Genomic DNA, 14,228 nt, shown 5'->3' with positions numbered 1-14,228 from the left:
GCCTAGCCCCCGATCAGCACGGTCGGCAGGCCGAGCACGATGCTGCCGCCATGCGCGCAATTGTCGCCGATCCGGGCGGCGGGCATGCCGGCGATCAGCACGGTCGCGGAGCCCTTCACGATGCTGTCGGGCGGGCCGACGCACACCGCCATGTCGCCGACGCGAGCGGCGGGGAGGCTGCCGATCAGCACGGTCGGGGCGCCGGGTCCGCTGATCGGGCCGCCGACATGCGGGATCGGCGGAAGTCCGGGAGTGACCATCGGGCAGACATGCATGTCGGTGAGGCGCGCGGCGGGGGGCATCAATTGATCTTCACCAGCGCGCCGTTGACTTCGAGGATCGCGGCGGCCTTGAGCGAGCCCATGCCGTTGCTCGCCAGTGCGAGCTGGCCGGATGCGGTGGCGTTGATCTGCACCGCGCTCATGTCGCATTTGGCGACAGCCTTGACGGTGAGGTTGGCACCGCAATCGATCGTCATGTCGGTGGCCGATTTGATCGTCATCTTGGCGGCGCTGATCAGGTCGACCGTATCGCTTTTCATCACAAGCTTGTTGGCGTTCGGATCGGTGACCGTGACCGTGCCCGTCTTGTCGTCCAGCTCGACATAGCGTCCTCCCGGAGTGCTGATCTTGAGGATCACGTCCTTGTCGTTGAAGTTCACCTCCATCTTCGATCGGGTGACCAAAGCCTTGATGTCATTGGACTTGTCGGGGGAATGGGTCGGTGCGCGCTGGTTCGAATAAACGCTGGCAAGGATCACGGCGCTGGCCGGGTCCTCGTTCATGAAGCCGAGCACGACTTCGTCGCCGACTTCGGGGAAGAAGGACCAGCCGAACCCGCTCGAAGCATAAGGCTGGGCCAGTCGCGCCCAGATCGCATTCTCCGCATCGATGAGCGGCAGCGTCACCTGCACGCGAAAGTCGCCGTTCGGGTCCTCCGCGACGGCCTTCACTTGCCCGACATGCAGCCCCTTGAGCGGCGGCGCCAATCCGGCCGCGGGCGGATCGGCGATCCTGGTGTTGCGGCTGGCGAAGCGTTCGGCGGGCATGCCGAGATCGGCGGTGGTGTGCCAGTCGCCGCCGCGGATCAAATGGTGGACCCCGCTGATGAACGCGTCGCCGTTGAAGCGCTCGCCCAGCCCGGCGAGCGTGACCTGCTTGCCCGGTCGCGCCAGCGCACTGCCCTGGAACTTCACGGTGCCGGTGAATTGCGAAAGCTTGGCGCGCATCAGCGCCGCGGCCGACCATTTTCCGAGTTCGTCCTCCGATCGCGCCGCGGCGGTCTGCTGGACAAAAGCGGGGATGCCCAGAACGTCGGCGAGCGCCGCGGCCTCGAGGTTGCCGGGAAGCGTGACGTCGGTGCTGCCGGCGGGCGTCGCCTCGGTAACGGCCTGGTCCGCATAGCTCCACGCCCGGCTGTTCACGACACCGTCGCCGAGCCGGGGCACGGCGTCGATCTGCGCGTCGAAGCTAAGGATCGACTCACCATATTCGAGCGTGAGAACCGGGCTGGTCGGAGCGGTGGGCGTGATCACGGCGACTTCATTGTCCTCGACCACCACCACGCAGCCGCTCGCTTCGGCGCGGAGCAGCATCAGGTCCCAGTCCGATGCATGCGCCTGCACCATCGCCTCGACTTGCGTGGTGCCTGCGGCGTTGCTGCCGACGCTGCCGCCATTGGCCGATACCAGAGCCGAGATCAGCGCCGCGTCGGTCGCTTTCTCGGTAACCGCGCTATGCCGCGCGAGCGTCATCTTGAGCAGCGGATCGCTGGTGTCCACGACGAGCTGGGCCGAAGCGCCGGGGACGATGCGCAGCCCGTGGCGCACCACAATGCCCTGGTGGATCACCGCGAGCTTGGCGCCGTAGCCCGCCGAAAGCACGATCCGGGTCCCCGGCACGAAGGTCTCGGCATCGCTGAACGGGAAGCTCTCGCTGTCGGGCTGGCCGTCATAGATAACGATCCGCGCGCGGGGCACGCGATTGGCCTGCCACCAGATCTCGACCGAAGCGATCTGATCGGTATCGATCACCGTATCGTCGGCAGTGAGCGCCAGCTTGACCGGAAGGCCGGTCTTCGAACCGGGCGAGAGCGCGTTCATCGCCCGGCCTGCGCGATCGGCGGGAAGAGCAAGGCCTGGCCTGGCTCCAGCGTGCGGAAATCGTCGAGCCGATTATGGTCGGCGACAGCGAGATAATAGCGGCTGTCGCCATAGATGCGGTGGCAGAGCAGGGGCAGCGTGTCACCTGCGAGTACGGTGACGACATGCGTCATGTCGGGCGAGCTCAGTTTCTGTGCGGCGCGCCCGTCGGTATTGTCGTGATAGCCGAGAAAGGTGGCTTTGACCTTGGCGCGCAGCGCGGTGCCGTCGGGGGCGAACAGCGTATAATCGATCCCCATCGTCTTGAGCCGACCCTTGAACAACAGGCTGCCCCAGGCGAGCTGGACGTAATTGGGCGAATGGATCTCGCCGTTGATCTCGTAGATCAGCCGCTTGAGGTCGGCGAGCTGGTCGTCGACCGATTTGGTCGGCGCGCCGGGCACGGTGCCGGTGCCGTCGAATACGAGGGCAAGCTCCAGCGCTTCGCCCTTGTCGCGATTGAACACCACTTTCTTGCCGGTGCCGCCGGCGCCTTGCTGCTTCGTGTAGCAGACTCCCATCGCCTGCGAATATTGATCGGGGTTGATCATCGCCTTGATCGGATTGGGGCGAGTCTTGGCCGGGCTGTTGAAGCCCGGATCGGCGAAGCCGGTGATGGTCAGCTTGTCGAGCCCGCCCTTGCCGGCCATCTCACCACTCCGCGCGGCGTGCGAGTTCGGCGAGCACCGCCTCGACGCAGCGCTCGACCAGGGCCGATTCCTTCTCCTCTTCGTCGGTCTCGTCGCAGTCGCAATCGACTAGGTCGAGCACCGAGCGCGAGCGGTTCGGTTCGTCCTGCTCGCCTGGATCCTCGGCGACGCGCATCTGGATCGCGATCTGGCGGATTTCCAGCGGCATCAGGCGGCCTGCGGGAAATTCTGGCGCTGGAAGAACTGGTAGCTGAGCTCAACGGTCTCGATCAGCACGTCGTTGCCCATCGCATTGAGCGGGGTGTGTTCCCAGCGCAGCGGATAGGCGCCGAACACGTTCCACGCGATCAGCGGCTGCTTCTTCTCGTTGATCAGCTTGATGCCGATCGTCTTCGCGCCGCCACCCTGCCGCACCAGCCCCGCCGAGAGTGCGCGCGACACCCAGCCGCCGAACGCCGATCCTTGCGTCACCACACCGCGCTTGAGCAGCAAATTGGAGTATTTGGTCCGTACCGGAAGCTTGTGGACGAAGCGGTTCTGCCCGCCTTCGACAACATCTTCGGTCTCGAACTGCACCTCGAGCCCCGATACCTCCTGAAAGCTGGTGTCGCTTTCCGCGCCGTCGATATCGACGCGGAAAGCGAATACCGGCGGCGGCACATAGATGCCGTCGGTGCGCAGCGGACGCTCGCGAGGGTCGACGGCAGCCTTGGCGGCAGGGGCGCCGGCCGGCGGCATCAGGCAGCCTTCACCGCCAGCGTCTCATAGGCGATCTCGAGCGTCTCGATCGCCACTTCGCTGGCGTCGGACTTGAGATCGGTCGCCTGCATCTTGACCGGGAAGGCGTTGGTCAACGTCCATGTCATCATCGGTGACGCCTTCTCGTTGAGAAGGTTGATGATCACCGTCCGGCGCTTGATGATGTTGAGTTGGGTCTCGTTGAACCACGTCCAAAAGATCGAATCCTTGGTGAACACGCCCTTCTTGAGCGTGACGTTGCCGACGCTCCTGAGGCCCGGCATCTTGATCGGCGCGAACACCGCGCTGTCGCCATGGCGATATTCGATCGCCTTGGTCTCGCTCTCGAGCCCGCTGATCTCGGAGAAACCCTGCGTCTTGCCGTCGCCGAGATCGATGTTGAAATAGAATTTGGGAAGCGGCCAGACTTCGTCCTGTGCACTGCCGTCAGCCATGATCTGCTCCTGTCAGAAGAGGGATAGGGAAAGCGGGCCTCAGGCGCCGCCGAGCATCTGCTGCTTGAAGGTGAGTTCGATGAACTCGGCCGGGTGGACCATCTGCAGCGTCACCTGCACGCGCATCACGCCGTTGAGCACGTCGTCGGGCGTCATCGTGCTGCCGAGCCCGGCGACGACATTGTACGCCTGCGCCGGGCTGTTCCCCATCAGCCCACCCGAGGCCCAGAGGCCGTGGAGGAAGCTCTCGATCATCGAGACCACCGTGACCCAGGTCTGCGCCGTGTTGGGGCGGAAGACCATCGCGTCCAATGCCTGCTTCACCGATTGCTCGACATAGATCATCGTCCGCCGCACCTGGATGTAGCGCCAGTCGTTCGACAGGCTGTCGAGCGTGCGTGCGCCCCAGATCAGGCTGCCGCGGCCCTGGAAGGTGCGGATCGCGTTGACCGCGAGGCCCTGGGTGGGGACGTTGAGATCGTCCTGGTCGTCGCCGGCGATCGGCAGCTTGGGCATCACCATCGTCGCGATGCCGACATTGGCGGGCGCGTTCCACACGCCGCGCGAAGCGTCGTTGGTCGCCCAGACGCCGGCGATCGCACCGCTGGTCGGCAGGACGCCCTGTGTCGCTGCCACCGCGGCGAGCAGGTTCTGGAAACCGGGCACGGTAGCGGTCAGCGCCGAAGTGAGCTGCTTGTGCGTGATCCCCGCCGCGACCGAATTGGCGTCGGCGGGCTTGGGCAGCACCGCCAGCGAAGTACCGATCTTGTCGACATAGCTGGTATAGATCGTCTGGCCCTTGGCGTTCAGCGCGGCGAGCGCCGGGGGAGTCGGCGTGGGCGTGGGGGTCGGCGCCGGAGTCGGGGCGGGGCTCGGCGCAGGTGCCGGGGGCGGGGGCGGGGCCGGATAGGCCGCGCTCAGCACGCCGAGCAACGCGGCCTGTAGGGTGGCCTTGTTGGTGTCGTCGGTCGCGAAGTTCGAGATGTCGATCTCGCTCGGCGACACAACCGACGTCACCAGCGGCGGGAAATAGGCCACGCCGAAACGCCACATCTCGGGCGGTACCTGCGAGGCCACGCCGCTGCGGAAATCGGTGATCGCCGGCTTCCAGTCCTCACGCGGCTGGAGCGTGTTCGCGCCCCATATGTCGAGTAGAGCCATGCGATCGCCGGTCTTGGCACAGCTGCGCAGCATGCGGGCGGTCACATTGGCGAACTGGTTCTTGTCGGCGAGCTGGATCGCGTCGGGGATCGCGACCATGGTCGGCCCGACAAAGCTTTCGCACACGCCCAGCGCTTCCTCGAAATCGTCGGCGGAGATCGGTGTGGGATTGCCGTTGGTCTCGAACGCCCCGCACGAGATCACATAGCAGGGACCGCCGCCATTCGCGTAGAACAGCCGCATGCTGTTGTAGAGATTGAACACCGTCTTGCCGACCTGCATCAGCGCATAGGACGTGTTGCCGTCGAGCGAGACATTGCCCCAGTTCATGTCGGGGGAAGTCGTCGCCGCGTCGTCGTTCGCCGGGGCCTCGGCATCGGCTGCCGCGAGATAATATTTCTGCGAATAGCCGCGCCCGTACAGCTGGACGAACTCGGCCATGGATTCGATGCGCTTGGGAATCAGCGTCAGCACGCGCTTGTCGGTATCGGTCGCCCGTTCGGTATAGCCGATGAAGCAGGGGACCGCGGTATCCACGCCGACGATCGAGGGCGGGAAGCTGTCGGGTTCCTGGATGTAGACGCCCGGTGTCTTGTATTGGCTGGCCATCGCGTATCTCCCTTCTGGAGGCTTTCAGACGAACACGTAGATGTCGGACCAGGCCGGCGGCGGCTGGCCGCCGCGCGGCGGCATGGCCGGGATGACGCTGTCGGTCGCGGGACCGGGAAGCCGGTCGACCAGGATGCGGGGATAGCTGCGTCCGCCCAGCGGCTTCCCGGCCAAAGCGAGCTGCGCCTCGGGGCTGGCGAGGATCGCGCGCGGAGCATCGCCGGTCAGGCACGCGGCGGGTCGCCCGTCGGGGAGGAGATGGGGTGTCTCGTCGAGGCGGAAGCCGGCATCGCTGCCGTCGGGCGTGACGACGCTGAGGCTGGCACCGTCGAGCGTGCCGCTGCGCGCCGCGACGAAATAACGCCACCGCGTCTGCCGCGCGGCGAACTGGATCGTGTAGGTCACTGGGCGAAAGAAATCGGGCTTGCCCGATCGCGGTTTCTTCGGCGCCCGGTCGACCGGCATGCCGTCCCAGCCCTCGAACGGCTCGGGATCGGCGCGGGTGAAGTGCAGGTCGAGCAGCGCCAGCGCCTGCGATCGATGCTCGACCTGCATGCGCTCCTGCGCGGCCGGGCCCTGTTTGGTGGGGTCGGGGGGAGGTTCCTTTTCGTCCTCCTCTTTCTCCTCGTCCTTTTTGGGCGGGGGCACGCTGGTGCCGACGCCTTCCATGCCGCGCGTGTCGACGATGCTCGGCCGGGCGAGCCGGGTGCTCCAGTCGATCGTCAGCGCCGCCGTGCCCATCTCGCCGGGCACGTTGGCGCGGCTCGACAGGCGCAAGGGCGGATCGCCGATCCGGTGGTCGGTCGGCATGTCGGTGAACACTGCGAAGCGCGGATTGTCGACGTGCAGCATGAATAGCAGAGGCGGTTCGTAGAGCCGCGCCCAGACATCCTGCGGCACTTGCCCGAAACGCCGCTGCAGCTTGGCGAAGATCTCGTTCGCCTGCGCCTTGACCGCGGTATCCCAGAACAGGTCGATGCCGTCGGCGCGGCGCCGCACGACATAGCCGTACAATGCCAGCCGCTCGAGCGTGCGCCGTGTCGGCTCGACGGCGATATCGGTGCAGACCCCTGCGCTGCGATTGTAGAATTGATGCCGGATGTCGATCGAGATGCAACGATCATAGCGCCCGGCGAGCGCGGCGCGCGGCGGCAGCGGCGTCTGCGGGGGAGGCGGCTGCAGCGCGGTGAGCCGCAGGCTGCGCAGCGCCTGATCGAGGAAGGAATCGAAGATCGTCGTCATCCCCGGCTCAGTCCCTCGGCTGGAGCAGGGGCGGGGGCACCTCGCGCACCGCCGGCGCCACCGACGTGATCGCCGCGCCGGCAAAGGGCAGGCGGCGCAGGCGATAGAGTACGAAGGGCTGCCCCTTCAGCCCGGTATAAGTGGCGAGATGGCTGACCTGCCCCAGATCGAGGCTGACCAATTCGATCGCCAGATTGCCCATCCGGCTGCCGATGTCGGGGGAACTCGCGGCATCGAATACCGGATATTCCTGGAGATATTCGATCACGCGCGAGAGGATCGCGAGCCCCGCCACATAGCTCGCCTCGACGAAGCACGACGTGAACAGGACATAGGCATCGATGAATTGCGGCGCGCTGGAGATCGCATAGCTGTCGCCCCCGCTCGCGCGGACCGGCGGGAACGAGCCGAGGCTGGTATCGTGCTGGAGCGCCGCGAGCGACATCACGATCCGTCCGGCGATGTCGGGCTGCACCGCGCCGTCCAACCCGGTCAGATTGGTCAGCCGGATCCATTCCTCGTCGCGCGCCTGCGTCGCCTGCAGCGCGGATTCGATCCGGTTGCGGACGGACAACAGAACATCGTTGATCATGACCATGGGCCAAGATCTTCCCCCTCGAGGTGTCACGCGGAACGGATGACGCCGCCGCGCCTGCTCGGGCACGGCTGGACTCGGTGCGACTTGTTCCTGAGCCTATCGGGACCGGGCGCGCTGGCAACAGACGACGCATCCGAAATGCTCGTCCGATACGGAGGCATGCGCGGCGGATGCATGTTGCCGTTCCAGGAAGCCGGGTCATGGCCTGCATCAGTTCCATAAGGGAGCAGAACTGTTGCCGTTCGGCCACGCTGTTACGGTCACTTGCTTATGAGAAGGTTCTTAATGCCGCGATGGGATTGACAGCGTAGCAAAGCTCCTTGACATCGCTGTCGGACGATCTGTTCGTTCCACAAGATATGTAACCGGTTACAAACCGGGTAGGGAGAGAGCGAAAGCATGAACCCGGCGGCAATCGGGCGACCCGGCGTCGGACCTCGCGAGGGGGCGCGCGAGAAAATTTCGGCGGACCGGGCGCCGCCGCGATCAGCCTGCCCCGTCGATCCGAATATCTCCCAGATATCGATGTTCGCGCATCGCGAGCCGCGACGCGTTTCGCTGCGGACCAACCCCAACCGGCTGTAACGGCCTGAAGAATATTAGAATTGCGAGAAGGAAAAAATGATGATCAAGGGCAGGATGTTCAGGGCGCATTTGGCAGCTGCGACGATGCTGGCGGGGGGCGCGGCGGTGCTGCCCGCGCCGGCTGCGGCGCAGGTCACCACGGGCTCGATCCGCGGACAGGTTCGCGCAGGCGACGGCAGCGCGGCCGCAGGGGCGCAGGTTACCGCGCGCAATACCGGGACCAACCAGACCTATCGCGCCACAAGCGCCGCCGATGGCCGCTATACACTGAGCGGGCTCCGGCCCGGCTCGTACGAAGTCACTGCAACCGCGGGTGAGCAGACCGCCAGCCAGACCGTCACGCTCGGCGTCGGCCAGGCGGCGTCGCTGGACCTGGCGGTAGGAGCGGAAGTCGCGGGCGGCGTCAACGATACCGGAAACGAGATAGTCGTCACCGGCTCGCGGCTGACCGAGACCCGCACCAGCGAGGTCGCGACCAACGTCAGCCAGGAGCAGATCCGCACGCTGCCGCAGACCGACCGCAACTTCCTGTCCTTCGTCGCGCTCGCCCCGGGCGTGCGCTACAACGACAGCGAGACCGACAAGAGTTTCACTTCGGGCGCATCGACGGCAAGCCAAGTCAACGTCTTCATCGACGGTGTCAGCCTGAAAAACAAGCTGCGCGAGGGCGGCGTTGCCGGCCAGCAGAACAGCCGCGGCAATCCGTTCGGCCAGCTCGCCGTGCAGGAATTCCGCGTGCTGACGCAGAACTACAAGGCCGAGTACGAACAGGCCGGCGCCGCGATCGTCACAGCGGTGACCAAGTCGGGTACCAACGAGTTCCACGGCGAGATATTCGGCCAATATACCGACAAGGGCCTGAGCGAGAAGGCGTATCTCGACAAGCGCAACAACCGCCCCGAGCCCGCTTTCGAGCGCAAGCAATATGGCATCTCGCTCGGCGGCCCGATCATCAAGGACAAATTGTTCTTCTTCGGCGCCTATGAAGGCAACGATCAGGATCGCGCGTTCAATGTCGGCAATCCCAACGCCACGCCCGCCGCGGTCGCCGAGTTCGAGCAATTTTCGGGCAAGAGGCTCAGCGACTATACCGGCGCCTTTGTCAGCCCGTTCCGCGGCGATTTCTATTTCGGCAAGCTGACCTTCACTCCCGATGACCGGCAGACCTTCGATCTGTCGTACAGCCGGCGCGAGGAAAGCGACATCCAGGGCTTCGGCAACACCGTCTCGTACGAGGGCGCCGAGAACAAGCTCAACACGGTCGAGACCTACCTGTTCAAATACACGATGGCGGGCACCGACTTCACCAACGAGTTCAGCGCCAATTATCTGAACTACGTCTTCAACCCGACCTCGTTGAACCCCGATCTGCCCTCGTTCGAATATGCGGACGTGATCATCATCGGCGGCAAGGACTCGACTCGCCGCGAAGTCCAGCAGGGTTATACGATCCGCGATGACGTCACTTATACCGGCATCGACGGCCACGTGTTCAAGGCCGGTGTCCGCGTGGAAGTGACCGACATCGAGTTCGACAACCGAGCCTATCTCCAGCCGCGCTACACCTATCGCCGCGAGCCGGGGAACAACCTCAATTTCTCCTTCCCTGCCGAAGCGCGTCTGGGGCTCGGCAATTCGCTGATCCAGGACTCGAATACGCAGGTCGGCGTCTATCTCCAGGACGACTGGAGCATCACCGACCGGCTCGAGCTCAATCTCGGCCTGCGCTGGGATTACGAGACCAACGGCTTCGCCAACGAATATGTGACGCCCGCCAGCGCGGCCGCGGCGCTGCGCTCGTTGCCGAGCACCTTCTATTTCAATCCCGAGAACTACATCACCGACGGGACAGATCGTAAGCCGTTCACCGGCGCGTTCGCGCCGCGCTTCGGCTTCTCGTACGATCTCAAGGGCGATCGCAGTACGGTGATCTTCGGCGGTGCCGGCCGCTATTATGATCGTAACAACTTCAACAACACCGTCGACGAACTATCGCGCCGGGTGAATCCGGTCGGCGTGTTCCGCTTCTCGGCCGACGGCTCGCCGCGTTCGGGCCTTCCCACGGTGGCGTGGAACCCTGCTTATCTGACTCGCGAGGGCCTGATCCAATTGCGCGCCACCGCGACCACCGGCCTGCCCGAACTGTTCGCCGTCAAGAACGACGCCAAGCCGCCGGTCAACGACCAGTTCAGCCTCGGCGTCCGTCAGCGCATCGGCCCGTTCGAAGCGTCGCTCACTGGTTCGTACCAGCGCGGCCGAAACGGCTACACGCATCTGTTCGCCACGCGCCAGAACAACGGGCTCGGCGGCTGCTGCAACACCTCGACGGTGGTGCCGTTCGGCTATGCCAACGTGCTGATCGGCTATGATGGGCTCGATACGCGCTACAAGGCGCTCTATTTCACGCTCGACAAGAACTATACCCGGTCCTCGGGCTGGGGCCTGAACATCGCCTATACCCTCAGCAAATCCGAGCAGAATGGCGGCGACCTGTTCAGCCTCGATGCCCTCACGCCCGATGGCTATGGCTGGCGTCCGCGCGCCGGCGACGAGCGCCACCGGCTCGTGATCTCGGGCATCGTCGATTTGCCGCTCGGCTTCAAGTTCGCCACGATCACCCAGCTGGGCAGCGGTGCCGCCTATCAGGTGACCGACGGCACGCGCGGTTCGGACAGCGGCGCTTCGCTGCTGACCGCCTCCTATCCCGAGAAGAACTGCATCGAGGGACTGTTCGCCTTCTGCGAAGTGAACCTGACGCTGTCGAAGAACTTCAAGATCCTGGGCGGCGACAATCTCGAGGCCGCGGTCGATCTCCTGAATGCATTCAACAACAAGAATTTCAAGGATTTCGATACCTACTTCTCGGCCACCGATCCGCTCGTCCCCGGCAATATAGGTGCCAACACGATCACCCTGCCGCGGCGCGTCCAGTTCCGTCTGGGCTACCGTTTCTGAGGGATCCCTTGGCGGGGCGCCTTCCCTGTGCGCCCCGTCATCCCTTCTGTGAATTGACATCCGTGTGTTCGGCTCGGCCGCCGGCAAGCCTCCCGCGGTTCCGGCCGGCGTAACCGCGAGGCGTGACGCCGACCAGCGCAACGCGCATGTCGCGTGGAAGCCGGTAAAGGGCGCGGCTGTCATACGGAAGTAACCCGCCGGCCGGACAATGGCGCCCGGACGGACGCCTGTGCTCTGCGCCCCCAAAACAATTGGCTGAAGGGGAGGAACGGCGATGTTTGGCCGACTTGCTGCTCTGGCATGTGCGACGCTCGCGCTCGCTTCGTGCGACGTCGGTTCTTCTCGCCAGATCCGGGCAACCGGATCGTCGACGGTCTATCCGTTCACCAAGGCTGTCGCGAACGCCTTTGTCAGGGCCGGGAAGGGCCGCCTGGAACCCACGATCGAATCGACCGGCACCACCGCCGGCATCCGGCGGTTCTGCGAAGGTGCCGGATATGATTATCCCGACATCGCCAATGCCTCGCGAAGGATGCGCCGCACCGAGTTCGACAAGTGTCAGGCCAATGGTGTCGGAGATCTCCTGGAGATTCCGATCGGACTCGACGGCATCGCGCTGGTCGAATCCAATGCGGGGCCCAAGCTCCGGCTAAGCCGCAAGGACATCTATCTCGCTCTCGCGGCGAACCCGATGGACAAGCCCACCGCCGCGAAGACGTGGAAGGACGTCAATCCCGGCCTTCCCTCCATTCCGATCCTCGTGATGGGCCCGCCCGCGACCAGCGGTACGCGCGACGCGTTCGTCGAATTGATTCTCGAGCCTGGGTGCCTCGAGGCGATGCCCCAGGCGAAGGACTTGAAAGCCGCGACCGATCCCGCGCTGTTCGACAATGCCTGCCGCCGCATCCGGACCGACGGCGCCTTTATCGAAAAGGGAGAGGACGACACGCAGATCGTCGAGGCGCTGGCGCAGAACCCCAATGCGGTCGGCGTACTCGGCTATTCGTACCTCGAAGAGAATATCGGCCGATTGCACGGTATTCCGATCGACGGCGTGGTACCCGCCTACGATGCCATCGCCAGCGCCAAATATCCGGGCGTGCGCACGCTCTATCTCTACATCAAGAAACGGCATCTGAAGGCCGTGCCGGGGCTGGAGGATTTCCTGAACCTCTACGCGACGATGTGGGTGCCGGGCGGTCCGCTGGCGAAGCACGGCCTGATCGCCTTGCCGAAAAAGGTCCGGGATCGCTCGCTCGAGGCGATCCAGCTCGCGCTGCCGCTGGACGCTTCCGCGCTGCCCTGACGCCCCCCTTCAATCCTGCGGCCGAATTACCTACAAGCGGCCGGTGCCGGCCCTCCTCGAAATCTGCGTCGACGATTCCACTGGACTTCGGGCAGCCGTTGCGGGCGGCGCGGACCGGATCGAATTATGCTCCGCGCTCGAGCTGGGCGGCCTCACGCCCTCGGCCGCTCTGCTGGAGCAGGCGCTGCAGACCGAGTGCCCGACGCACATGATGATTCGCCCCCGCGCGGGAAGCTTCGTGCTGGCCGAAGGCGAGGCGGCGTTGATGGTCGAGGAGATCCGCCTCGCGGTCGCGCGTGGAGTCGCCGGCGTGGTGGTCGGCGCACTGCGGCCCGATGGCGGGCTCGACCTCGATACGCTGGCGCGCTTCCGCGATGCCGCGCGGGACGCCACTATCGTGCTGCACCGCGCGATCGACCTCGTTCCCGATCCGGTCGCGGCGGTGGGCGAGGTCGCTGCGCTCGGCTATGACAAGATCCTCAGCTCGGGCGGCGCGCCCTCTGCGGTCGAAGGCATGAAGACCCTCGCCGCGATGGTGGTCGAGGCCGGAGAGCGGTTGTCGATCATCGCCGGGGCAGGGATCAATCCCGACAATGTCGCGCGCCTCGTCGCGGAGACCGGCGTGCGCGAAGTGCACGGATCCGCGAGCGCCCCCGGCGCCGAGCTCGATGCGGCCGTGCTGCGGCTCGGCTTCGCCACCGGCCCGCGCCGCCAGACAGACAGGACGATCGTCGCGCAATTGCGTGCGGCGCTCTCGAAACAGGAGACAGCATGAACGAAGCGATCTCACGGCGCGGCGCGCTCGGCCTTGGCGCAGCGGCTACGCTGGCCGCGAGCGCGGCCAGGGCGAGCGTTGCCGCCGATCCCGTCGCGATCGTCTCCACCTGGGATTTCGGCAAGGCTGCGAACGAAGCGGCCCTCGCGCGCCTGAAGGCCGGCGGCACCGTACTCGACGCCGTGGAGGCCGGGGCCAAGGTACCAGAGGCCGATCCGACCAATCATTCGGTGGGCTATGGCGGCTATCCCGACCGCGACGGTCATGTGACGCTCGACGCGATCATCATGGACGAGGACGGCCGCGTGGGGGCGGTCGCCGCGCTCGAGGACGTGGTCCACGCGATCTCGGTCGCGCGGCTGGTGATGGAGAAGACTCCGCACACCTTGCTCGTCGGCGAAGGCGCCACCCGCTTCGCGCTCGATCAGGGCATGAAGCGGACCAAATTGTTGACGCCCGAGGCCGAACAGGCGTGGCGCGAGTGGCTGAAGACTGCGCACTACCAGCCCGTCGCCAATATCGAGAACCAGCTGCCGGGGCCGCCCGGCTCGAGTCTCAATCACGACACGATCGGGATCCTCGCCCGCGGGCTCGACGGGCATCTGGCGGCGGCCTGCACCACTTCCGGAATGGCCTTCAAGATGCGCGGTCGCGTCGGCGATTCGCCGCAGGCCGGCGCCGGCCTGTTTCTGGAGAAAGGCGTCGGTGCGGCCGCTTCGACCGGCGTCGGCGAAGAAGTCACCCGCATCGCCGGCACCGCCCGCGTCGTCGCCTCGATGCGCGCCGGTCTCTCGCCCCAGGCGGCGTGCGAGGAGGCGGTCAAGCACATCGCCCGGCTGCGCGGCGCGGCGATCAAGGGATTGCAGGTCGGCTTCCTCGCGCTCGGCCATGACGGCAGCGTCGGCGCCTATGCGCTGCTGCCCGGCTTCACCTATGCGGTGACGCGCCATTCGGGCGCCGCGGAGGTGCTGCCCTCGGCAAGCCTCTTCGCTCAGCCGGGCTAGGCCGTATCGA

13 protein-coding genes are annotated in these 14,228 nt (G+C 65.6%); 4 read left to right on the top strand and 9 right to left on the bottom strand.

Going from position 1 to position 14,228, the window contains the following annotated elements; all coding sequences use genetic code 11:
• Positions 1 to 2: 2 nt before the first annotated feature.
• The 9 genes from BR78_RS0106540 to BR78_RS0106500 are packed head-to-tail and all read right to left on the bottom strand — an operon-like array spanning position 3 to position 7,587.
• Positions 3 to 302 carry a PAAR domain-containing protein gene (locus BR78_RS0106540; protein ID WP_025560020.1) on the bottom strand — a complete coding sequence of 100 codons (300 nt, stop codon included), beginning with the start codon at positions 300 to 302 and terminating at the stop codon, positions 3 to 5.
• Entirely contained in the window at positions 302 to 2,101 is a 1,800-nt protein-coding gene (locus BR78_RS0106535) for a phage baseplate assembly protein V (protein ID WP_025560021.1), read from the bottom strand. Before BR78_RS0106535 ends, BR78_RS0106540 begins: the two co-directional genes overlap by 1 nt.
• A complete protein-coding gene (locus tag BR78_RS0106530) occupies positions 2,098 to 2,790 on the bottom strand; it encodes a CIS tube protein (RefSeq protein WP_025560022.1) in 693 nt (230 codons plus the stop codon). The genes BR78_RS0106535 and BR78_RS0106530 overlap by 4 nt, the downstream gene beginning before the upstream one ends.
• Before the next feature lies 1 nt (position 2,791).
• Positions 2,792 to 2,998, bottom strand: a complete 207-nt coding sequence (locus tag BR78_RS0106525) for a DUF5908 family protein (RefSeq protein WP_025560023.1) — start codon at positions 2,996 to 2,998, stop codon at positions 2,792 to 2,794.
• Complete coding sequence (locus tag BR78_RS0106520; protein ID WP_049811453.1) at positions 2,998 to 3,528, bottom strand: phage tail protein; 531 nt, start codon at positions 3,526 to 3,528, stop codon at positions 2,998 to 3,000. Before BR78_RS0106520 ends, BR78_RS0106525 begins: the two co-directional genes overlap by 1 nt.
• Positions 3,528 to 3,983: a phage tail protein gene (locus BR78_RS0106515; protein ID WP_025560025.1), complete on the bottom strand. Its 456-nt coding sequence runs from the start codon at positions 3,981 to 3,983 to the stop codon at positions 3,528 to 3,530. The genes BR78_RS0106520 and BR78_RS0106515 overlap by 1 nt, the downstream gene beginning before the upstream one ends.
• A gap of 39 nt (positions 3,984 to 4,022) precedes the next feature.
• Positions 4,023 to 5,753 carry a phage tail sheath family protein gene (locus BR78_RS20400; protein WP_025560026.1) on the bottom strand — a complete coding sequence of 577 codons (1,731 nt, stop codon included), beginning with the start codon at positions 5,751 to 5,753 and terminating at the stop codon, positions 4,023 to 4,025.
• Between the two features lie 24 nt (positions 5,754 to 5,777).
• A complete protein-coding gene (locus BR78_RS0106505; protein WP_025560027.1) occupies positions 5,778 to 6,995 on the bottom strand; it encodes a hypothetical protein in 1,218 nt (405 codons plus the stop codon).
• Between the two features lie 7 nt (positions 6,996 to 7,002).
• Complete coding sequence (locus BR78_RS0106500) at positions 7,003 to 7,587, bottom strand: Pvc16 family protein (RefSeq protein WP_197021285.1); 585 nt, start codon at positions 7,585 to 7,587, stop codon at positions 7,003 to 7,005.
• Positions 7,588 to 8,217: 630 nt separating this feature from the next.
• On the opposite strand from BR78_RS0106500, the gene BR78_RS0106490 reads away from it, so the two are divergent.
• From BR78_RS0106490 to BR78_RS0106475, 4 genes are all read left to right on the top strand, one after another.
• Positions 8,218 to 11,133 (top strand): TonB-dependent receptor, encoded by a 2,916-nt coding sequence (locus BR78_RS0106490; RefSeq protein ID WP_029935758.1) that lies wholly within the window; start codon positions 8,218 to 8,220, stop codon positions 11,131 to 11,133.
• Between the two features lie 274 nt (positions 11,134 to 11,407).
• A complete protein-coding gene (locus BR78_RS0106485) occupies positions 11,408 to 12,439 on the top strand; it encodes a substrate-binding domain-containing protein (protein WP_025560031.1) in 1,032 nt (343 codons plus the stop codon).
• Positions 12,440 to 12,482: 43 nt separating this feature from the next.
• Complete coding sequence (locus BR78_RS0106480; protein ID WP_025560032.1) at positions 12,483 to 13,214, top strand: copper homeostasis protein CutC; 732 nt, start codon at positions 12,483 to 12,485, stop codon at positions 13,212 to 13,214.
• Positions 13,211 to 14,218 (top strand): N(4)-(beta-N-acetylglucosaminyl)-L-asparaginase, encoded by a 1,008-nt coding sequence (locus tag BR78_RS0106475; RefSeq protein WP_029725056.1) that lies wholly within the window; start codon positions 13,211 to 13,213, stop codon positions 14,216 to 14,218. The genes BR78_RS0106480 and BR78_RS0106475 overlap by 4 nt, the downstream gene beginning before the upstream one ends.
• Positions 14,219 to 14,228 lie beyond the last annotated feature (10 nt).

Source organism: Sphingomonas sp. UNC305MFCol5.2 (genome assembly GCF_000712135.1).
Taxonomy (GTDB): Bacteria; Pseudomonadota; Alphaproteobacteria; order Sphingomonadales; family Sphingomonadaceae; genus Sphingomonas.
The sequence above is the reverse complement of the archived record's forward strand: the minus strand, read 5'-3'. Positions and strand labels throughout refer to the sequence as shown.